Raw genomic sequence first — 20,183 nt, forward strand, 5'->3', positions numbered from 1 at the left:
GGGTCACGACATTATGACGAATTTTCGCAGCCTGCCGCGGCACCCGGCCGCTCCGGGCCGCTTCTCGACCGCCGCCTGCACGAAGCCGATGCGCCAGAAGGCGCAAAAATAGAAAAGGCCGGCACGACGGCCGGCCTTTCGCATGACGTCCGTGGCCGCGAGGCCGCCGGCTCAGGGCAGCGGCACCGGATTGTCCGACAGCGAGCGCAGATAGGCGATCACGGCGGCACGCTCTTCCGGCTTGGGCAGGCCCTTGAAGCTCATCTTGGTGCCCTTCACGACACCCGCCGGATTGGCCAAGAACTCGTCGAGATGGGCGAAGTCCCACTTCTGGCCAGCCGCGGCGCCTTCTTTCATGCCGGCCGAATAGGCGAAGCCGTCGGCATGGCCGAGCGGCCCGCCGACGACACCCCAGAGATTCGGGCCGGTGCCGTTCTTGCCGCCCTTTTCGGGGTTGTGGCAGGAGCTGCACTTGCCGAACACCTTCTTGCCGTCGTCCGCGGTCGCGGTCTTCAGCCGTTCGGCGATCGGGGTGGCGGCCACGGCCGCGCTTTCGGCCTGTCCGCCGCCGGCGGCGGCGCCGGCCTCGGCGGTCGCGACCTCGAAACCCGCCTTGGCCGGAACCGGCGAATCGAAAATCACGTCGGAGAGCACGCCGAGGCCCAGGGTGAACAGGCAGGTGCCCAGCACGGCGCCGGCGATCTTGTTAAGCTCGAAGGAATCCATCGGATCGAAGCTCCGGTCATCCGGTCGGGGTCTTGAGGGCCGCCCAGGGGCGGGCGCGCGACAGCGGGCACCGCCGGACGGCCCGGGTTCCAGGGCGGGCGGAAACTACCAGCTTTCCCGCCGGCCTCTCCATACGTATAAAGCGGCCGCGGGTCCAGACCCAGCGACACTTCCGTCTAACCGTTCTGCGCCGAAAGCGACCCTTCATGTCCGACCGCGCCGTCGTCCTGATCCCCTCCCGCATGACCGCCACGCGGCTGCCCGGCAAGCCGCTCGCCGACATTCTCGGCACGCCGATGATCGTGCATGTCTGGCGGCGCGGCGTCGAGGCCGGCATCGGCCCGGTCGTGATCGCCTGCGACGACCAGCGCATCGCCGATGTGGTGATCGCGGCCGGCGGCGAAGCCGTGCTGACCGATCCCAACCATCCGTCCGGCTCGGACCGCATCTTCGAGGCGTTGAACCGCTACGATCCGGACGGGCGTTTCGACGTGGTGGTCAACGTGCAAGGCGACCTGCCGACCATCGAGGCCGCCGCCGTCAAGGCCGCCTTCGCGCCGCTCGACGATCCGGCGGTCGACATCGCCACCATCGCGGCGGAGATCACGGTCGAGGAGGAGAAGACCAATCCGAATGTGGTCAAGGCCGTCGGCACGCCGATCGGGCCGGATCGCCTGCGCGCGCTCTACTTCACCCGCGCCACCGCCCCGACCGGCCCCGGGCCGCTCTATCACCATATCGGCCTCTATGCCTATCGCCGCACGGCGCTCGAACGCTTCGTGACGCTGCCGCCCTCCCCGCTCGAGAAGCGCGAGAAACTGGAGCAGTTGCGGGCGCTGGAGGCCGGCATGCGCATCGATGTCGGCATCGTCAACACCGTGCCGCTCGGCGTCGACACGCCCGAGGACCTGCACAAGGCCCGCGCGCTGCTGTCGCGCTGACCGTCTCCGATCCCCTATCCAGCATCGCAGTACCCGGAGGACTCCCCGATGACCGGCCGCAAGAAGATCGTTTTCCAGGGTGAGCCCGGCGCCAACTCGCACATCGCCTGCCGCGAGGTCTATCCGGACTACGAGGCGGTGCCGTGCCAGACCTTCGAGGACTGCTTCGCGGCGATCCAGTCGGGTGCGGCCGATCTGGGCATGATCCCGGTCGAGAATTCGATCGCCGGCCGCGTCGCCGACATCCACCATCTGCTGCCGCAGTCGATGCTGCATATCATCGGCGAGTATTTCCTGCCGATCCGCCACCAGCTGGTCGGCCTGAAGGGCGCCCGCCTCGCCGACATCGTCTCCGCCCAGAGTCACCCGCAGGCGCTCGGCCAATGCCGCCAAAGCCTGCGCCAGCTCGGCCTCGCCGCCATCGTCGGCGCCGACACGGCCGGCTCGGCCCGCCAGATCGCCGATGCCGGCGACCCCACCCGCGCCGCCATCTCGTCGCGGCTCGCGGCCGAGATCTACGGCCTCGACATCCTCAAGGCCGATATCGAGGACGACCAGCACAACACGACCCGCTTCATCATCCTGTCGCCGGAGGACCTGCGCGCCGCGCCGGGCGTCGGGCCGATCATGACCACCTTCGTGTTCGAGGTGCGCAACGTGCCGGCCGCGCTCTACAAGGCGCTCGGCGGCTTCGCCACCAACGGCATCAACATGACCCGGCTGGAAAGCTACATGGTCGGCGGTACCTTCACGGCGACCCAGTTCCTGGCCGACGTGGAAGGCCATCCGGACGAGATCGACCTCGGCCGGGCCCTGGAGGAACTGTCCTTCTTCGCCTCCGCCCGCATCCTCGGCGTCTACCGGGCGAGCCCGTTCCGCGCCCGCGTCAAGGATATCGAGAGCGCCCGCCTGCGGCCGGCCGTGCGCGGCATGTGACCGGCCCGAACGACGGGCAAGACGGCCCGGCCCGGGGCGCCCGGACTGGGCGGCTCAGCGGCCGGTGCCGTTGAGCGGGTTGTCCGGGTCCCACCGGTAGCGCACCGTCTCGAAGCGCAGCGCGCGGGCGTCGAACATCAAGAGCCGGCCGACCAGCGGCTCGCCGATGCCGGCGACGAGCTTGATCGCCTCCAGGGCCTGCAGCGACCCCATCGTGCCGGTCAGGGCGCCGAGGATGCCGGCGACCGCGCAGGACGGCACCAGGCCCTCCGGCGGCGGTTCGGGGAACAGGCAGCGATAGGTCGGGTTCGGCCGGCCGTCCGGCCCGGCACGATGCGGCATCAGCGTGGTGAGCGAGCCGTCATATTCGGACACGGCCGCCGTCACCAGCGGCCTTCCCGCATGGAAGCAGGTGTCGGAGACCAGGTAGCGGGTGGCGAAATTGTCGGAGCCGTCGATCACCAGGTCGTAGGCGTCGACCAGCGCCGGCGCATTGCCGGCATCGAGCCGCACCGCATGGGTCTCCACATGGACGTGCGGGTTGACGCGCCCGATCGCCGCGGCGGCACTTTCCACCTTCGGACGCCCGACATCCGGCGTGGCATGGATCACCTGGCGCTGCAGGTTGGAGAGGGAGACCGCGTCGTCGTCGACAATGCCGAGCGTGCCGATACCGGCGGCCGCCAGATAGAGCAGCACCGGCGCGCCGAGCCCACCGGCGCCGATCACCAGGATGCGCGCCGCCTTCAGCTTCTGCTGGCCCGGTCCGCCCAGGTCGCGCAGCACGATGTGGCGGGCATAGCGCTCCAGTTCCTCCGGCTCGAACATGCGGCCTCCCTTCCCGATGGGGTCCGATCGCCGTGCGGTTGCCGGCGGCCTCGCGCCTCCCCTGACTGCATCTCCCGAGGACGCTGCCGGAATGGCACCGCCGACAGTTCCGCACGGCCCGACGGGCGAAGCCCGAAGCCCAGCGTTCAGTCCGCGCTCCGCGGCGCCTCGAAGCGCGCACCGAGACCGGTCATCAGACCGAGGAAGGACGGGAAGCTGGTCGCGATCGTGGCGGTGTCGTCGACCGTGACCGGCGCCTGCCCGGCCAGTCCCATGACCAGGAACGACATGGCGATGCGATGGTCGAGATGGGTCGGCACGGTACCGCCGCCGATCCGGCGGGTGCCGCCGATCACCTTGAGGCTGGTCTCGCCCTCCTCGACCGGGACGCCGTTGGCGGCCAGCCCATGGGCGACGGCGGACAGCCGGTCGCTTTCCTTGACGCGCAGTTCCTCGAGCCCATCCATGAAGGTGTCGCCCTCCGCGAAGGCCGCCGCAACCGACAGGATCGGGTACTCGTCGATCATCGAAGGCGCCCGCTCCGGCGGCACGGCGACCCCCTTGAGCCGGCTCGACCGGACGCGCACGTCGCCGATTCTCTCGCCGCCGGTGACGCGCTCGTTCTCGATGGTCAGGTCGGCGCCCATCTCCAGGAGCGTGGTGAAGAGACCCGTGCGCAGCGGATTGAGCAGCACGTTCTCGACCGTGACATCCGATCCCGGCACGATCAGGCCCGCGACGATCGCGAAGGCGGCCGAGGACGGGTCGCCCGGCACGGTGATCGTCTGCGGCTTCAGGCTGGGCCGCCCCTGCAGGCGGATGACGCGCTCGCCGGCCGGACCGGCGGTCACCTCCAGCGACGCGCCGAAGCCGACCAGCATGCGCTCGGTATGGTCGCGGGTCGCGACCGGTTCGATCACGGTCGTCACGCCGGGCGAATTCAGGCCGCACAGCAGCACGGCCGACTTCACCTGCGCGGACGGCACCGGCACGCGGTATTCGATCGGAATGACCGTGTCGGGACCGCGCAGCGTCAGCGGCAGGCGGTCGCCCTTGCGGGCGATCACCTCGACGCCCATGCGGCGCAGCGGGTCGAGCACGCGGCCCATCGGCCGGCGCGACAGCGAGGCGTCGCCGACGAAGGTGGCCGCCACGGCATGGCCGCCGACGAGGCCCATGGTCAGCCGGGACCCGGTGCCGGCATTGCCGAAATCGAGCACGGATTCCGGTTCCAGCAGACCGCCGACGCCGAGCCCGGAGACGCGCCACAGCCCCTCCCCGTCGCGCGTCACCGTGGCGCCGAGCGCCCGCATGGCGGCGGCCGTGCCGAGCACGTCCTCGGCCTCCAAGAGGCCCTCGATGCGCGTCTCGCCGACCGTGACGGCGCCGAACATCAGCGAGCGATGCGAGATCGACTTGTCGCCGGGGACGCGGATGCGGCCGGTCAGCGGGCCGGAGGCCAGGGCGGAAAGAGGCGTGCCGGCAGAAGCATGGGCCATGGTCGGCTCCGGAAGGGCGCGTGGGTCGTCGGGATCGGGCGCCGTCCTATCATGCCGGCCCGGCCCCGTCATCCGCCCGCTGCACACGGGCACCGGCCCGACGCAGCGGCAGGCGGCTGCGGCGGACGCCGCACGGCCGGCGTCGCGGGGGCCGGGGCCCGGACATGCCGGCAGCCTCGGCGGAGTTTGCACGCGGCATTCGGCATCGCCGATCCCGGCCGCGGATTTCCGCGCATTTCCGTTTTGACAGGGCGCCTGCCAGCGACTATGCCGTGATTTCCTTTTGACCACCCGACATCCCGGAGAGACGATCCGTGGCCAAACCCGAGCTCGGAACCAAGCGGCTCTGCCCGAACTGCGGCACCAAATATTACGACCTGAACCGCGATCCGATCCTCTGCCCGAAATGCGGCACCCTGTTTACCGTGGCGGCCGTCGTGTCGCGCGCCAAGGCGGCCCCGGCCGTCGAGGAGGCCGAGGAAGAGGTCGACGAAGCCGCCCCGATCGAATTCGTGCCGCTTGAGGAAGCGGAAGCGGACGAGAGCGCGGACGAGGCGGTGCCCGGCATCGAGGACGAAGAGATCGCCGATATCCCCGACGACGAGGACGACACCTTCCTCGAGGCGGAGGAGGACGACGAGATCGACGGCATCGACATCGATGTCGCCGGCGAGGACGAAGAGCGCTGAGCCCGGGCGGGGCCAGAGGCCCCGCTCCGCCGACCACGGCGGCCGGCCATGCCAGGTCTGCCGGTCCTGCCGGCTGCCCTGATCGCCATGGCGGTCCCGCGGGCGAACACGGACGACGGATCGCGTGCGGACCAGATGGCGCGTGATCCGGGTATGGCAGCCGGAAAGCCTGTGGAAAACTCCGGACACCGCAGCCGGCACCGGACGGCAACGGCCAAAACCGAGGCATTCCGCGCCGTTCCGACGCTTCGAGCACCCGCTTCCCGGCCGGATCGGGTTCGAAACCGCCCTTCGGAACGGGCTCCTCGCCTGAGAAATTCCGGCAAAGTGAAATAACCTCTTGATCGACGGCGAGCTTCGGCTTACACACCGCGCCGTCAGCCGGGCCCACCCAAGACCCGGTTCGAGAATGTGGGGCCATAGCTCAGTTGGGAGAGCGCTTGAATGGCATTCAAGAGGTCAGGGGTTCGACTCCCCTTGGCTCCACCAATTCTCCAGACAAGCATCAGATAGATAACTCCGGTATCTAGAACCGTCGCGGCGGTCGCTAACGACGGGTCCGATCGCGATAGTGTGCTCGGAATCACGAAGCCTGCCTTGTCGAGCCTCAGCGCAGTTGCAGTGCTATCCATGACGGGCAGTGATCTGCCCGAGGCCATGGTCCGGGGCGCGAACGGCTAGATCCCCACAGCGGCTGTCGTCGCAGCGTCCGATGGTGCCGTATCCCCGGTCTCCTCCTACGCCGGCGATTTCGACCGCGTCTATGCCGTGCTGTCGAGCCGGTCGCGACAGTACGTACCCGATCTGCCGCTGCAAGCATCGCGCATCACCGCGGCGGTCAAAGCGGCCCAATTCGCTTGCTCGCGTTTGCGGCGCTATTGATGCGACTGCCCAGTTCCGTCGATCGGCAGTTCTTGCACTGCCGCCCCCTCCCGGCCCCCTTTCGAGAATGTGAACGGAACTTTTGCTGCGCTGCAGCATTGTCGCATTGCGTTTATTTCGAATATCCCTCACAATCGTTATCGTCAGGGAGCGAACGATGACCGTACCAGCAACAGCCACAGAACTTGGCGCTCGCTTGCCCAACGCAGGAGAAAAGGCAGCCGCCAACCAGCTTCGGAAAATTCTTGCGGCCAAGCTTGCCGCGGGAGAGGAAGGCGCACGCCTGAACGTCATCGACGAGGGCAAGCGTCTCGACATCACTCTGACGCCTGCGCTTTCAGGCCTGCTGATGGATCTGCTCCGACATGTCGGAAGCGGGAATGCCGTTACGCTGGTGCCTGTAAGCCAGATGCTCACGACTCAGCAGGCAGCCGATATCCTCAATGTATCTCGACCTTTCTTCATCAAGCTGTTGGAAGAAGGGCAAATCCCTTTTGAACTGGTCGGTCGCCATCGGCGGGTAAAAGCTGAAAACCTATTCTCTTACAAGGCGCGCCGTGACCAGAAGCGAGGCGAAGCGCTGTCGGCCCTAGCCGAGATGGATTCGGAGCTGATTTAACGCATGTTTGCGAACCGGTTCACCGCATTCATCGACGCCTGCACACTGGTGAGTGCGCTGAAACGGAATCTGCTCCTAACCCTTGCGGAAGCCGAGTTCTTCCGAGTTCGATGGTCCGATACCGTTCTTGACGAGACGGAGCGGGCATTGGTGGCAATACACTCGAAGCGCGGAATCGAAAATGCTGCCGAGCGCGCAAAACGTGCTCGTGAGGCTATGGAAAATGCATTTGAGGACGCAAACGTAGGAAAATTTGATAATCTCCGCCTGCCTTGCATTAGCTTGCCAGACCCTGGCGATACTCATGTGCTTGCCGCCGCAGTCAAAACCCGCGCAGACGTGATAGTTACTGAAAATCTGAAGGATTTTCCAGAAGAAATACTTGAACCACTTATGATCGAGGCCCGGTCGGCTGATGCCTTCATTGCTGACACGATTGCCCTCGACCCCGGTCGGGCGGTGGCAGCAATCCGAACGATGCGGATGCGGCTTAAGAATCCAGCAAAGACAGCCGAGGTTCTGTTGATTGATATGGAATCGGAGGGACTTGTGGAGACAGTCGACGTTCTACGTCCGCATGTTGCCTCGCTATAAAAGGTGGGGTGATGACCACCCCTGAATTGCCGATGGACGGCTTCCATCGGCGCCGAACCGAGCAGGCCGAGCCGGTCCGCGACGAGCCGCCCTACCGAAAGCCGGGGTGCATGTCGGTTTACAGGAGGACCTTCGACGAGCACCAGCCGCGACGTCGTTCGAGACCGGGCGGGGGACCTCGACCGCTGGCGAGAGTTGGGCCTGGACGGCAGGGGAGGCGGCAACCGTCGGGATTTCCAGAGGCTGTCCCCTGCCCGCAGGGGTCCGCTCTGAAATCTCCAGGGCGGATTGGTATCTTAAAACGTCCGCGGAATGGTCGTCACCGTTGCCTTGAGGTTCGGCGTTCGGCTTTCCATTCCCAATTCTCCTGCTCGGTCGCGCTCCCCGTTCGGGCGACAAGGACCACATCGTGCCGACCGTAGAGGTAGGCCTCGACTGCAGGCAGGAATCATCTGCTCGTCAACGGGGTCGATTTTCGGGAGACCTTTCACCCCCGGCAAAGAGGCGAATGCCGGCCACTCCCGCGCCTGGAAGGTCCGAAAATGCGGATGGCGATTTCGGCTTCACTGGGATGGCGATGCGTGTTGTCGCATGTGCCGTTCCGCCTGCCCGCCACCCTTGGCCATCTCCGCAGAACTGCCGATCCTCGTGAAGATTGACGCACGAGGGAACAGTTGCCAGCGGCATCCTATGCCGCACGCACCCTTGGTGAAACTGACCCATAGCGCTTTCTTCCGGCCGAGGTAGCAGACTGCCCCCTCAAGGCCCGGGATCAAACACCTACCCGCCGCCGGCGAGATCGTCGAACAGGGTCGGCTGGCCCATCTGACCGCCCTTGAGCATGATTTCCAGACCGTCCATGTCGGCCCGGTCGGCATGGGTGCGGCAGAGGGCGGCGCCGGGGCCGAGCGTGGCGATATGCGAGAGGCCCCAGAGGCCGAGCGCCTGGATGGCGAGGCTCGACGTGTCGCCGCCGGCGATGCAGGTGCGGGCGGGGCGGATGCGGTTCAGGACGGCTGCGGCGAGGCGCGCGGTGGCCTCCGCGACCTGAAGCGCCCCGAGCCGGGGCTGAGGATCGGTGCCGACCTCTGCAGCCCCCGCGCCCGCCTCGGCGGCCTCGGCCTCGGGCAGAGCGGTCGCGGCGAGCATGTGGCGGCCGGCGGCGAGGCCCTGCGCAATACGGGCGGCCTGCGCGTCGCGATAGGCCGCCTCGGCGATGAGCCGGGCCACATCCAGCGCGACCGTCTCGTAGCGCGTCGCCTGCGCCGTCTGGGCCCGGGTGACCGGCGACAGGCTGCCGACCAGCACGAAGACCGGGCCGGCCGCCGCGGAGGGGCCGGGTATGGGCGGGCTGAGCATGGGCGGGTTGAACATGGGCGCCCCGCGGGTCCCGGCCCAGGCTGCCGGCCAGGCGGCGGCGAGCGCACGGGCGACGCTGCTGGCGCCGACGGCGACCAGCGGGGCCCGTCCGGCCCAGTTCCACAGCACTTCGCCGATGGTGGCGAGGTCCTGCTCGCGCGATACGTCGAACAGCAGGTCCGGATGCGTCGCCGCCAGCGCCGCGACCCTGTCGACCGCCTCGGCGGACGGCAGCGCATAGGTCGGGTAGTCGACGAGACCCAGCCTGCCGAGGCCTTGGCGGGCGAGATGCCGGCGCAGGTCGGCCTCGTCCATCGGCGTGACCGGATGCCGGCTCATCGTCGGGTGCCGGTCGATGCGATAGGCTTCGCCGCTCGCCCCGGCAGTGGCGAAGAGCTGGCCGAACAGGCAGTAGCGACCGAGATTCGGCTGGCCGCCGACGATCGGCAGGTTCGGATGCGGAAAATGCGGGCGGAGTGCCGACACCGCCGCGCCGATGCTGCCGACCTGCGGCGCGCTGTCGAAGGTCGAGCAGCATTTGTAGTGCAGCACATCGACGCCGAGGCCTGCGAAGAAGCGGCCGGCCGGGTCCAGTTCCCGCGCCATCGCGATCGGGTCGAGCGACCGGGTCGCACCGGCCAGGCCGACCGCGTCGAGCGGGCCGAGCGCGGCGAGCCGCTCCGGCTCGGGAATGCGGGTCAACAGGACGGCCCGGAAGCCGCGTTCGGCCCAGGTCGCCAGCGTATCGCTGGCGCCGGTGAAATCATCCCCGTACCAGCCGACGCGCGGGTTTCCCGCCGACCGCGCCTCGTCCGTCATCCGCGGGCTCCGCCGAAGAACGCCAGCGCGCGCCCCAGTTCGGCATGCTCGCATGCGGCCTCGTCGAGCGCGCGGCCGGCCGCAACCGCCGCCCAGGCCTGGCGGATGCTGGCCACCCCCGCGGCCGGGCCGTCCGGATGCGCCATGATGCCGCCGCCGGCCATGAACAGAAGGTCGGCATGGCCGACCGCCGCGTGAGTCGCGGGCGCCGTGCCGGCCCATTGGCCGGACGAGAAGGCCGGCAGGACGCGATCGTCGGCGCCGTCGGTCAGCGGTGCCACGCAGTCGCGCGCCGAGCCGACGACCTCCTCGTCTTCCTGCGCGAACTTGCCCTGCAGGCCGTGGACATGCATGTGATCGACGCCGGCCAGCCGCCAGAGCGTCTGATAGGCCTGGAACGAAATGCCGAGCAGGGGATGCCGCGAGACCGCGCCGTAGCCGTTGCGGTGGCCGTGGACGACCAGATCGGTCGAGCGGCGCAGGGTCTCGATCGCCGAGAAGCCGCACCAGTTGAGGCTCGCCATCACGCAGGTGCCCTCCTCCCGGGCGACCAGGTCGGCATGGCGGCGCATCGCGTCGGTTTCGTCGGTGATGTTGAAGGCGACCATCACGGCCTTGCCGGTGCGGTCGCGGTGGCGCCTGACGGCCGCCATGACGGCCGGGATGCGCTCGGCGAGCGGCGCATGGTCTGGATCGGCGGCGATCTCGTCGTCCTTGATGAAATCGAGTCCGGCCGCGCAGAGCTGGCCGACCAGGGCGCCGGTCTCCGCCGCGCTCAAGCCGACATTGGGCTTGATGATCGAGCCGACCATCACGCCCGCCGGCACGCCCGTCAGCCGCCGGGTGCCGGCAATGCCCTGCGCCGGCATCGGAAAGCGCCGCCGGAACGACCAGGGCAGACGAAGGCTCTCCAGGCGGAGCCCGGTCACCTCGCCGAGATCGTAGAGATTGCCGGCAACCGTTGCGGCGAGCGTGGCCAGGTTGGCGCCGACATTGGCGACCGGAAAGGACAGCGTCACCCGCGCCCGTCGCCAGGGGCCGCCGATGCCCTTGCGGCCGAGCCAGGCATTGGGCAGGCTCGGCGCCGCCGCCGGTTCAAGCTCCTCGACGCCGATGATCGCCGCGCGGGCCCGGTCGCGCAGCGCGTCGGTCTCGCCCTCGACACGGATGAAGGTGCCGCAGCTCTGCTCGCCGGCCATGATCCCGGCAACTGCCTCGGGATCGAGCGGCGTCTCGATCAGGTAGCGCGCCTCGAAGCGCTCGGATGCATGCGGCACAGGCGGCGCCCTCAGAGCTTGGAGAGGTCGGGGAAGGGCCGCACCGGGTCGCTGCCGTCCCAGGCCTCGGAGGCCTCGCGGATCAGGCGGAACATCTCGCCCTTCGGTCCGGCGACCTCCGACAGTTCGATCACCGTGCCCGGATGATACTCGGTATCGAAATAGACGAAGCGGCCGCGCGCGCCGACTTCGCCGCTCATCACCGCCTTGAAGCCCTGCGCGGTCAGACGTTCGAGGTCGGCGTCATAGTCGGAGGTCCAGTAGGCGACATGCTGCAGGCCGGTATGGCCGGCGGCGCGGAAGTCGCGATACATCGACGGCACATCGTTGCGGCACTGGATCAGTTCGATCTGCAGCGGGCCGGAATTGGCCAGCGCGACCGAGTTGTGCGGCTCGTAGGCGACGCCGCGATACTGGTAGTTCCGGATCGGAACCTTCGGATTGTAGAAGAACGGGCCGACCCCGAGCACGCGGCTCCAGTAGTCCATGGCCTTTTCGATATCCGGCACGACATAGCCGGCCTGGCGGATATGGCCGAAGAAGCGACTCATCGGGAGATGCCTTCCAAAGAGGGAGCCGAGGGGGAGCGGATCAGAATTTCAGGAAGCCGGTCGACAGCCACGGCACGGCGGCGACGACCAGGAGGCCGAGGATCAGGGCCAGCATGTAGCCGCCGATATGCCGGAGGCCTTCGTCCGGATTGACCTTGGAGATCGCGCAGGCGCCGTAGTAGCCGACGCCGAAGGGCGGGGCGAAAAGGCCGATGCCCATGGCCAGGATGACCACCATCGCGTAGTGCACCTCGTGCACGCCGACCTGGCGGGCGATCGGGAACAGCAGCGGCCCGAACAGCACGATGGCCGGAATGCCCTCCAGCACGCTGCCGAGGATTACGAAGGCGACGATCGACACGGCCAGGAAGCCCCAGGCCCCGCCCGGCAGGGCCGCCATGATGCGTCCGAGATCCTGCGAGAAGCCCGACTGGGTCAGCCCCCAGGCCATCGCGGTGGCGCAGCCGACGATGAAGATGATGGCGCCGGTCAGCGAGGCGGTTTCGATCAGCATCGGGCCGATCCGGCGCCAGTCGAAGCGGCGATAGACGACGAGCCCCATCACCACCGAATAGGCGATGCCGATGGTCGAGACCTCGGTGGCGGTGGCGACGCCCTCGACGACCGCGGCACGGATGACGAAGGGCAGCGCGATCGCCGGCAGCGCGACCAGCGCCAGCTTCAGGATCTCGGGCGCCGGTACCCGCGCGACATGGCTCAGATCCTCGTGCCGGTAGCGGCGCCAGACGACGACGCAGAGCGCCAGCCCGAGCACCACCGCCGGCAGCATGCCGCCGGTGAACAGGGCCGCGATCGAGACGCCGGTGACCGAGCCTATGGTGATCAGCACGATCGAGGGCGGGATAGTCTCGGTCTGCGCGCCGGTGGCCGAGAGCAGCGCGACCAGGTCGCCAGGCTTGGCGCCGCGCGCCTTCATCTCCGGGAACAGCACCGGGGCGATCGCCGCCATGTCGGCGATCTTCGAACCGGAGATGCCGGAGACGAGATACATCGCGCCGATCAGCACATAGGAAAGACCGCCGCGGACATGGCCGAGCAGGCCGGCGAGAAAGCGGATCATGGCGGCCGCCATGCCGGTCATCTCGATCAGGAGGCCGAGAAAGACGAACAGCGGCACGGCCAGCAGGATCAGATGGCTCATGCCCTCGTCGAGCCGGCCGACCATGACCAGGAGCGGCGTCGAGGTGGTCAGCGCCAGATAGCCGAAGGTGGCGAGCGCGAAGGAGAAGGCGATCGGCACGCCGGCGAAGACGTTGGCGGCGACAACGCCGACGAAGAAGATCACCAGGTTGAGCTTGCCGAGCGGCTTCAGCACCGGCCCGGCCCACCAGAACAGCACGATCAGACCGGCCGCGACCAGGATCGCGGCGAGTGCGGGGCCGCGCGCATGCAGGCGGACGAAGCGGGCGAGCGCCGCGGCAAGCATCAATCCGATGCCGGTCGGGATGGCGGCCGCCCGCCAGGCGTTGCTGATCTCCAGCGCCGGGGTGACGATGAAGCCCTCCTCCTGCGCGTAGTCGAGCGCATGGTGGAAGATCAGGAGCAGAAACGCGATCGACGCGGCCAGCGCCAGCGCCTCCAGGAAGGCCCGGGCACCCGGCGAGACCCGGGAGACCAGCCCGGTCATGCGCATGTGCTCGCCGCGCCGCAGCGCCACCACGGCGCCGAGCATGGAGAGCCATAGGAACAGGATCGAGGCCAGTTCGTCGGACCAGACCAGCGGCGTGTGGAACAGGTAGCGGGCGGTCACGCCCGCCGCCAGGATGGCGATCTCGATGAGAACGATCGCGGCCGCCACCCCCTCGACGGCGGTGCCGATGATGTGATCGGCCCGCGCCGCGAGCGCGGCAAGGCCGGTCGGCGCGCCCGTCAGGGCGACGCCGGAGGGGCCCGCGGTGGCTGGGCGCGCGGCGGCGTGCATGTCCGTCGTCCTCGGTTCGAGCATGGGGCGGCGGCGTCAGGCGAGCTTGCCGACCGCGCCTTCCAGCAGGCCCCAGGCCTCGTCGCCGAAGCGGCCCTTCCATTCCGCATAGAAGCCGGCCTCGCGCAGCTTGGCGCGGAAGCTGTCCGGGCTGGTGCGATTGAAGGCGAGGCCCTTGGCCTCCAGGTCGGCCTGCAGGGTGGCGTTGAGCTTGCGGATGTCGTCGCGCTGCTTCATGCCGGCATCGTTGATCGCGCCGGCGACGATCTTCTGCAGGTCTTCCGGCAGGCCCTTCCAGGCGCGGCCGTTGGCGATGAACCAGAAGCCGTCCCAGATGTGGTTCGACAGGGCGCAGGCCTTCTGCACCTCGTAGAGCTTGGCCACTTGGATGATCGGCAGCGGATTCTCCTGGGCGTCGACCACCTTGGTCTGCAGCGCGGAATAGACCTCGGAGAATTGCAGGCTGGCCGGCGCGGCGCCGAGGCCCTTGAACATCGAGATCGACAGCGGGCTGACCGGCACGCGGATCTTGAGGCCGGCCATGTCGGCGGCGGTCTGGATCGGCTTGCCCGAGGTGGTCATCTGGCGGAAGCCGTTGTCCCACATCTTCTCGAAGGCGTAGAGGTTGACCTTGGCGATCTGGGCGCGGACATGGGCGCCGACCTTGCCGTCCATCGCGCCCCAGACCTGGTCGTAGTCGGCGAAGGCGAAGCCGACCGCGTTGATCGCCGCCGCCGGCACCAGGGTGGCGATCACCAGCGCGGACGGCGTGAAGAAGGTGATGCCGCCGCTGCGGACCTGCGAGAGCATGTCCGTGTCGCCGCCGAGCTGGTTGTTCGGGAAGATCTGGATCTGGACCCGGCCGTTGGTCTCGCGGGCGATCCGCTCGACGGCCTCCTGGGCGCGCACATTGAGCGGATGGGTGACCGGGAGATTGTTGCCGTATTTCAGATCGAATTCGGCGGCGCGGGCGATACCCGGGCGGCCGAGAGCGACGACGGCCGGCGCGGCAGCCAGCGACTTCAGAATGGTGCGGCGGGTCAGGATGGCCATGGGCACGTTCCTCAAGGTTATGATTGATTATGATGGTTCTTGATCCTCTTCCACGATATGTATTGATCGTGTAACGCGTCAAACGTCGTTTTTGATGGATTTTGATCGGATCTCGATGCCGGACTTACCCCCCTCGCCGCCGCGCCCGGGTCGGCCGCGCCAAAGCCGCCTGCCGCGCATCGCCGATGTGGCACGCCTGTCGGGTGTCTCGACGGCGACCGTCGATCGCGTCCTGAACGGACGGCCCGGGGTCCGGGCGCCGACGGTGCAGCGGGTGATGCGGGCGGCGGCGGAAATCGGCTATGCGGTCGAGCTGCCGCCCGATCCGGCCGCATCGCTGCAGCCGATGCGGCTCGCCTTCGTCCTGCCCGCAGGCACCAACCGCTTCCTGGCCGGCCTCGGCCGCCTGATCTCGGGGGCGGCCGACCAGCTCGCCGGCTTCAACATGCGGGCGCGGGTCGACTTCATCGAGAGCTTCAACCCGGACCTGCTCGGCCGGCACCTGAAGGAGCTCGGCCGCGATGTCGACGGCGTCGTCTTCATGGCGATCGACCATCCGGCGGTGCGCGAGGCGGTCAACGCCCTGGCCGACCGCGGCGTGCCGACCGTGACGCTGATCTCCGACATCGGCCATGCCCGCCGCGCCGCCTATGTCGGACTGGACAACCGGGCGGCCGGCCGCACCGCGGCCTATCTGATGGCCCGCTTCATCGGCCCGCGCCCGGCCAAGGTGGCGATGATCGCCGGCAGCCTCAGCTACCGCGCCCATGGCGAGCGCGAGATGGGCTTCCTGCACATGTTCCAGGAGGCCTATCCGGCCGTCGAGGTGGTCGGCCTGCGCGAGGGCTACGACGACCAGGCCAAGAACCATCGGCAGACGAAGATGCTGCTCGCCCGGCATCCGGATCTCGCCGGCATCTACTGCATCGGGGGCGGCCCGGAGGGCATCGCCAAGGCGTTGAAGGAGGCCCGGCGCGACAGCGACGTGGTGCTGATCGGCCACGGCCTGACGCCGGAGGTGCGCGAACTGCTGGTCGACGGCACCATGGACGCAGTGATCACCCAGAACCCGCACGGGTCGCTGATGAGCTGCGTCTCGATCTTCGCCAACATCCGCGCCGGCCGTCCGGCCCAGGACGGCGTCGAGCCGGCCCGCTCCGAGGTGGTGTTCCGCGAGAACCTGCCGTGATGCCGACGGCGCCGTCAGGTGACCGCGGACGGCCGCGTCGGACCGGCAAGGCACAGATCGATCAGCCGGGCGACCCGCCACGCCGCCTCGTCGAGCGCGGCGGTCAGTTCCGCTTCAGGCAGAGCCGGCGTCATCGCAGCGGCAAGACGCCGCAAATCCGTCTCGCTCTCGGCCGAGGCGGCGAGACTGAGCAGAACTGCCGCCGTGTCCGCCGTCGACGGCACGGCAGTCGGCAATGGCCGGGCGGTCCGGGCGGCGCGCCTGCGGCGGACGGCCCGCCCCGACGCGGCAAACCAAGTGGCCGAAATGCGATCGATGTCCGTCATGGAGCCCTCCGCTCGGTTGCGGCGGAGAGCGCGGCAGGATGGCGCGGCGGCGGACGCAGAACCGCGGGAAGCGGATGCGCGTCGTCGACGAAGCCTCCGCCGGTGCACCCCGCCCGGACCATGGTTCTTCTCGTGCCACGGCAGGTCTCCTGGCTCGCGGGTCATGACCGGCGCCCCGTCTTCCCGCACCGTCCGGATTGCCCGGACGATGCAGTGACGTTGGTGGAGCGCCGGCTCACCGCCGACAGTTGCGGGGGCAGCTCCGGCATTGTCCGCCGTGACGGACGCACCGGATTCCCTCTTAGCCTTCGCGACGGGATCGCGAAGGACCGTGACGCCCGACCGTAGGCGAGGCCGACCCGCATGGTCAATGCGCAGGCGGCGATGAATCGGCGCCGACGACGGCCGCGCAGGGCAGACCTGCAGGCGGCACCGGCTGCTCCGGGCCGGCGGGCCGGGCCGCCGGAGTGCTGGACGGGCGGCGTTTCCCGGCTACTCTCGCGGACCCCAGGCGGAGCCCGCGCATGTCCGAATCCTCTTCGAAACGCCGCGTCGTGCTCGGCTTCGTCGGTACCGTGCTGGATGCCGGGCGCGCCGACCGGCGCTTCGACAAGTGGCGGCCGACCGTCGCCATGTGTTGCCATCCGAGCCTGCCGATCGACCGTTATGAACTGTTGCGGGATGCCCGCCATGCCGAACTGGCCGAAACGCTGGCGGCCGACATGCGGGCCGCCTCGCCGGCGACCGAGGTGCGTCAGGTCGAGATGAATCTGACCGACCCCTGGGATTTCGAGGAGGTCTTCGCCGCGCTGCACGACTATTGCCGTGCCTATCCTTTCGAGCCGGACGCCGAGGATTACCTCGTCAACATCACCACCGGCACCCATGTGGCGCAGATCTGCTGGTTCCTTCTGGCCGAAGCCCACTATGTGCCGGGTCGCATCATCCAGCTGACGCCGCCGAAGCGCTGGAAGGACGGCGCGCCGGGCGGCTACACCATCACGGATCTCGACCTCTCCCGCTACGACCGGATCGCGCGACGGTTCCAGGCCGAAGCCATCGAGGCGACATCCTTCCTGAAATCCGGCATCGCCACCCGCAATCCGGCCTTCAACCGGATGATCGACCGCATCGAGCAGGTCGCGCTGCGCTCGCGTGCGCCGCTCCTGCTGACCGGGCCGACCGGGGCCGGCAAGTCGCAGCTCGCCCGGCGCATCTACGATCTGAAGAAGACGCGGCGGCAGGTCGCCGGGCCGTTCGTCGAGGTCAATTGCGCGACCCTGCGCGGTGACAGTGCCATGTCGACCCTGTTCGGCCATGTCAAGGGCGCCTTCACGGGTGCCGTGACCGAGCGGGCCGGGCTCCTCAGAAGCGCCGACGGCGGCATCCTGTTTCTCGACGAGATCGGCGAGCTCGGTCCCGACGAACAGGCCATGTGCCTGCGCGCCATCGAGGACAAGCGCTTCCTGCCCGTCGGCGCCGACCGGGAGACGGCCAGCGACTTCCAGCTGATCGCCGGGACCAACCGCGATCTCGGCCCCGCCGTGGCGGCCGGTCGCTTCCGCGAGGACCTGCTCGCCCGGCTCAATCTCTGGACCTTCGACCTGCCCGGCCTGAAGGACCGGCGCGAGGACATCGAACCCAATGTCGACTTCGAACTGAAGCGCCACGCCGAGCGCGAAGGCGTCAACGTCACCTTCAACCGGCAGGCGCGCGCCCGCTACATGGCCTTCGCGCTGTCGCCGGACGCGCTGTGGTCGGCGAATTTCCGCGATCTCGGCGCCTCGATCACCCGCATGGCAACGCTCGCGCCGGGCGGCCGCATCGACGAGGCGGTGGTCGAGGAGGAGATCGACCGATTGAAGGCAACCTGGCACGGCCAGCGCCGCGACGGCCCCGAAGCCCGGCTTGCCGGCCTGCTCGATGCCGACCGGCTCGCCAGGATCGACCCGTTCGACCGCTTCCAGCTGGCGGAGGTGATCCGCATCTGTCGCGACAGCCCCAACCTCAGCGCCGCTGGCCGGACCCTCTTCGCCGCCTCGCGTCTCGACAAGGCCTCCTCCAACGACGCCGACCGCCTGCGCAAATACCTCGCCCGGTTCGACCTCGACTGGGCGACCGTGACGGAGCGTGGCGGGTAGGCGCGCGCCGCACCGCCATCCGGGCGGGCGCGAAGGGAAGATGCCGTCCGGAGATCCCCTCCCGCCATCCCCCCCGCCCCCGCGGCTCCTTCCCCTTCGCCCCCTTGGGGGAGAAGGTGGCCGAAGGCCGGATGAGGGGGGATTCCGCAGCGGATTCCACACCACCGGTCCGAGGCAGATCGAGGCGCTACCGCCTGAGCAGCGTAGGTTGCGATCCCGTCCCCCTCATCCGCCCTGCGGGCACCTTCTCCCCCCTTCAGGGGGAGAAGGGGAAGCTCTTGAGAGATCATCGAATTGGACTTCTCGCCATCCCCCCGCCCCCTCGGCGCCTTCCCCTTCGCCCCCTTGGGGGAGAAGGGGAAGCCATTGGGAGATCTTGCGAAATCGACCTCTCGCCGACCCGGATCGTCAGATCGAGTCCTTGAGGACCTGGGCGAGGGTGCCGATCAGCTGGTCGATCTCGGCCTTGGAGATGATCAGCGGCGGCGACAGGGCGATGATGTCGCCGGTGGTGCGGATCAGGATGCCGCGCTCGAAGGCGTCGAGGAAGCAGGAGAAGGCGCGCTTGGTCGGTTCGCCCGGGATCGATTCCAGCTCGATGGCGCCGATCAGGCCGATATTGCGCACGTCGATGACATGCGGCAGGCCCTTCAGCGACTGCAGGGCGTCCTCCCAATAGGGCGCGAGTTCGGCGCCGCGGGTCAGGAGGCCGTCCTCCTTGTAGGTCTCCAGCGTGCCGAGGCCGGCCGCGCAGGCGATCGGGTTGCCCGAATAGGTGTAGCCGTGGAAGAACTCGATCAGGTGTTCCGGCCCGGTCATGAAGGCGTCGTGGATCTTCGACTTCACGAACACGCCGCCCATCGGGATGACGCCGTTGGTGATGCCCTTGGCGGTCACGATGATATCCGGCGAGACGCCGAAATAATCGGTCGCGAAGGGCGTGCCGAGGCGGCCGAAACCGGTGATGACTTCGTCGAAGATCAGCAGGATGTCGTGCTTGTCGCAGATCGCGCGCAGGCGCTGCAGATAGCCCTTCGGAGGAATCAGCACGCCGGTCGAGCCGGCGACCGGCTCCACGATCACGGCCGCGATGGTCGAAGCGTCGTGCAGGGTGACGAGACGCTCCAGATCGTCGGCGAGATCGGCGCCATGCTCGGGCTCGCCGCGGGTGAAGGCGTTGCGGGCGAGATCGTGGGTGTGGCGAATATGGTCGACGCCGGTCAGCAGCGTGCCGAACATCTTGCGGTTGGAGACGATGCCGCCGACCGAGATGCCGCCGAAATTGACGCCGTGATAGCCGCGCTCGCGCCCGATCAGGCGGAACTTGGAGCCGTTGCCCTTCACGCGGTGATAGGCGATCGCCATCTTCAGCGCGGTCTCGACCGATTCCGACCCGGAATTGGTGAAGAAGACATGGTCGAACCCTTCCGGCGCGATGTTGACCACCTTGGAGGCGAATTCGAACACCTTCGGATGGCCCATCTGGAAGGCGGGCGCATAGTCGAGCTCACCGGCCTGGGCACGGATCGCCTCGACGATCTTCGGCCGGTTGTGGCCGGCATTGCAGCACCAGAGACCCGCGGTGCCGTCGAGCACGCTGCGGCCGTCATCGGTGCGGTAATGCATCCGATCGGCCGAGACGAGCATGCGCGGCGTCTTCTTGAACTGCCGGTTCGCCGAGAAGGGCATCCAGAAGGCTTCGAGATCGTTGGTGCGGTGCTGGTAGTTCATCGGGACCTCCCGCGGCGCCGCCATCCGTCCGGCGTCCGCCATGAATGTCGCGCGTCCGGAACCGGTTCCGGCCGCATGATC

17 protein-coding genes, 1 tRNA gene and 1 riboswitch are annotated in these 20,183 nt (G+C 68.5%); of the genes, 8 read left to right on the forward strand and 10 right to left on the reverse strand.

Translation table 11 applies throughout. The features are described 5' to 3' along the window. Nucleotides 1–171: 171 nt before the first annotated feature. The gene (locus KL771_RS19965) at nt 172–726 is read right to left on the reverse strand and encodes a c-type cytochrome (RefSeq protein ID WP_261970280.1); all 555 of its coding nucleotides are present in this window, start codon (nt 724–726) and stop codon (nt 172–174) included. Between the two features lie 206 nt (nt 727–932). On the opposite strand from KL771_RS19965, the gene KL771_RS19970 reads away from it, so the two are divergent. Next, complete coding sequence (locus tag KL771_RS19970) at nt 933–1,667, forward strand: 3-deoxy-manno-octulosonate cytidylyltransferase (RefSeq protein WP_054358934.1); 735 nt, start codon at nt 933–935, stop codon at nt 1,665–1,667. Between the two features lie 48 nt (nt 1,668–1,715). Further along, nucleotides 1,716–2,603 (forward strand): prephenate dehydratase, encoded by an 888-nt coding sequence (locus tag KL771_RS19975; RefSeq protein ID WP_261970281.1) that lies wholly within the window; start codon nt 1,716–1,718, stop codon nt 2,601–2,603. Nucleotides 2,604–2,657: 54 nt separating this feature from the next. On the opposite strand, the gene KL771_RS19980 is transcribed toward KL771_RS19975, so the two are convergent. Together KL771_RS19980 and aroA are read right to left on the reverse strand one after the other, a co-directional pair. Continuing rightward, nucleotides 2,658–3,431, reverse strand: coding sequence for a HesA/MoeB/ThiF family protein (locus KL771_RS19980; RefSeq protein WP_261970282.1), 774 nt, complete (start codon nt 3,429–3,431; stop codon nt 2,658–2,660). A 146-nt stretch (nt 3,432–3,577) separates the two neighbouring features. Continuing rightward, complete coding sequence (gene aroA, locus KL771_RS19985; protein WP_261970283.1) at nt 3,578–4,930, reverse strand: 3-phosphoshikimate 1-carboxyvinyltransferase; 1,353 nt, start codon at nt 4,928–4,930, stop codon at nt 3,578–3,580. A 314-nt stretch (nt 4,931–5,244) separates the two neighbouring features. Between aroA and KL771_RS19990 the strand changes: the two genes are divergently transcribed. The 4 genes from KL771_RS19990 (at nt 5,245) to KL771_RS20005 (ending at nt 7,714) form a co-directional block, all read left to right on the forward strand. Next, nucleotides 5,245–5,619: a TIGR02300 family protein gene (locus tag KL771_RS19990; RefSeq protein WP_261970284.1), complete on the forward strand. Its 375-nt coding sequence runs from the start codon at nt 5,245–5,247 to the stop codon at nt 5,617–5,619. A gap of 413 nt (nt 5,620–6,032) precedes the next feature. Beyond that, nucleotides 6,033–6,108 (forward strand) — tRNA-Ala (locus KL771_RS19995). 550 nt (nt 6,109–6,658) lie between these two features. Beyond that, complete coding sequence (locus KL771_RS20000; protein WP_261970285.1) at nt 6,659–7,120, forward strand: excisionase family DNA-binding protein; 462 nt, start codon at nt 6,659–6,661, stop codon at nt 7,118–7,120. Nucleotides 7,121–7,123: 3 nt separating this feature from the next. Further along, nucleotides 7,124–7,714 (forward strand): PIN domain-containing protein, encoded by a 591-nt coding sequence (locus KL771_RS20005; protein WP_261970286.1) that lies wholly within the window; start codon nt 7,124–7,126, stop codon nt 7,712–7,714. 780 nt (nt 7,715–8,494) lie between these two features. Here the strand turns inward: KL771_RS20005 and KL771_RS20010 are convergent. From KL771_RS20010 to KL771_RS20030, 5 genes are read right to left on the reverse strand one after another with little or no spacing between them, the layout of a single operon-like run. Further along, a complete protein-coding gene (locus KL771_RS20010) occupies nt 8,495–9,892 on the reverse strand; it encodes a four-carbon acid sugar kinase family protein (RefSeq protein WP_261970287.1) in 1,398 nt (465 codons plus the stop codon). Further along, entirely contained in the window at nt 9,889–11,169 is a 1,281-nt protein-coding gene (locus KL771_RS20015; RefSeq protein ID WP_261970288.1) for a ribulose-bisphosphate carboxylase large subunit family protein, read from the reverse strand. Before KL771_RS20015 ends, KL771_RS20010 begins: the two co-directional genes overlap by 4 nt. Before the next feature lie 11 nt (nt 11,170–11,180). Then, the gene (locus KL771_RS20020) at nt 11,181–11,720 is read right to left on the reverse strand and encodes a VOC family protein (RefSeq protein WP_261970289.1); all 540 of its coding nucleotides are present in this window, start codon (nt 11,718–11,720) and stop codon (nt 11,181–11,183) included. 40 nt (nt 11,721–11,760) lie between these two features. Beyond that, nucleotides 11,761–13,662 (reverse strand): TRAP transporter large permease, encoded by a 1,902-nt coding sequence (locus KL771_RS20025; RefSeq protein ID WP_261970290.1) that lies wholly within the window; start codon nt 13,660–13,662, stop codon nt 11,761–11,763. 36 nt (nt 13,663–13,698) lie between these two features. Further along, nucleotides 13,699–14,715 (reverse strand): TRAP transporter substrate-binding protein, encoded by a 1,017-nt coding sequence (locus KL771_RS20030; RefSeq protein WP_261970291.1) that lies wholly within the window; start codon nt 14,713–14,715, stop codon nt 13,699–13,701. A 115-nt stretch (nt 14,716–14,830) separates the two neighbouring features. Here KL771_RS20030 and KL771_RS20035 point away from each other — a divergent pair, with 115 nt between their 5' ends. Beyond that, nucleotides 14,831–15,904, forward strand: a complete 1,074-nt coding sequence (locus KL771_RS20035; protein ID WP_261970292.1) for a LacI family DNA-binding transcriptional regulator — start codon at nt 14,831–14,833, stop codon at nt 15,902–15,904. A gap of 14 nt (nt 15,905–15,918) precedes the next feature. On the opposite strand, the gene KL771_RS20040 is transcribed toward KL771_RS20035, so the two are convergent. Then, nucleotides 15,919–16,230, reverse strand: a complete 312-nt coding sequence (locus KL771_RS20040; RefSeq protein ID WP_261970293.1) for a hypothetical protein — start codon at nt 16,228–16,230, stop codon at nt 15,919–15,921. A gap of 122 nt (nt 16,231–16,352) precedes the next feature. Further along, nucleotides 16,353–16,579, reverse strand: a riboswitch (cobalamin riboswitch). Nucleotides 16,580–16,754: 175 nt separating this feature from the next. Here KL771_RS20040 and rtcR point away from each other — a divergent pair. Next, on the forward strand, nt 16,755–18,371 hold the full coding sequence (rtcR, locus tag KL771_RS20045) for an RNA repair transcriptional activator RtcR (protein WP_261970294.1): 1,617 nt from the start codon (nt 16,755–16,757) through the stop codon (nt 18,369–18,371). A gap of 408 nt (nt 18,372–18,779) precedes the next feature. Here the strand turns inward: rtcR and KL771_RS20050 are convergent, their stop codons facing one another. After that, on the reverse strand, nt 18,780–20,102 hold the full coding sequence (locus KL771_RS20050) for an aspartate aminotransferase family protein (protein WP_261970295.1): 1,323 nt from the start codon (nt 20,100–20,102) through the stop codon (nt 18,780–18,782). Nucleotides 20,103–20,183: the final 81 nt, after the last annotated feature.

It is taken from the genome of Prosthecodimorpha staleyi (genome assembly GCF_018729455.1).
GTDB lineage: Bacteria > Pseudomonadota > Alphaproteobacteria > Rhizobiales > Ancalomicrobiaceae > Prosthecodimorpha > Prosthecodimorpha staleyi.

Coding starts and splice junctions, on each gene's coding strand:
- KL771_RS19970 (WP_054358934.1), top strand. CDS start 933: ATGTCCGACCGCGCCGTCGTCCTGATCCCCTCCCGCATGACCGCCACG.
- KL771_RS20050 (WP_261970295.1), bottom strand. CDS start 20,102: ATGAACTACCAGCACCGCACCAACGATCTCGAAGCCTTCTGGATGCCC.
- KL771_RS20025 (WP_261970290.1), bottom strand. CDS start 13,662: ATGCACGCCGCCGCGCGCCCAGCCACCGCGGGCCCCTCCGGCGTCGCC.
- KL771_RS20030 (WP_261970291.1), bottom strand. CDS start 14,715: ATGGCCATCCTGACCCGCCGCACCATTCTGAAGTCGCTGGCTGCCGCG.
- aroA (WP_261970283.1), bottom strand. CDS start 4,930: ATGGCCCATGCTTCTGCCGGCACGCCTCTTTCCGCCCTGGCCTCCGGC.
- KL771_RS20035 (WP_261970292.1), top strand. CDS start 14,831: ATGCCGGACTTACCCCCCTCGCCGCCGCGCCCGGGTCGGCCGCGCCAA.
- KL771_RS19980 (WP_261970282.1), bottom strand. CDS start 3,431: ATGTTCGAGCCGGAGGAACTGGAGCGCTATGCCCGCCACATCGTGCTG.
- KL771_RS20040 (WP_261970293.1), bottom strand. CDS start 16,230: ATGACGGACATCGATCGCATTTCGGCCACTTGGTTTGCCGCGTCGGGG.
- KL771_RS19965 (WP_261970280.1), bottom strand. CDS start 726: ATGGATTCCTTCGAGCTTAACAAGATCGCCGGCGCCGTGCTGGGCACC.
- KL771_RS20005 (WP_261970286.1), top strand. CDS start 7,124: ATGTTTGCGAACCGGTTCACCGCATTCATCGACGCCTGCACACTGGTG.
- KL771_RS20000 (WP_261970285.1), top strand. CDS start 6,659: ATGACCGTACCAGCAACAGCCACAGAACTTGGCGCTCGCTTGCCCAAC.
- rtcR (WP_261970294.1), top strand. CDS start 16,755: ATGTCCGAATCCTCTTCGAAACGCCGCGTCGTGCTCGGCTTCGTCGGT.
- KL771_RS20020 (WP_261970289.1), bottom strand. CDS start 11,720: ATGAGTCGCTTCTTCGGCCATATCCGCCAGGCCGGCTATGTCGTGCCG.
- KL771_RS19975 (WP_261970281.1), top strand. CDS start 1,716: ATGACCGGCCGCAAGAAGATCGTTTTCCAGGGTGAGCCCGGCGCCAAC.
- KL771_RS20010 (WP_261970287.1), bottom strand. CDS start 9,892: ATGACGGACGAGGCGCGGTCGGCGGGAAACCCGCGCGTCGGCTGGTAC.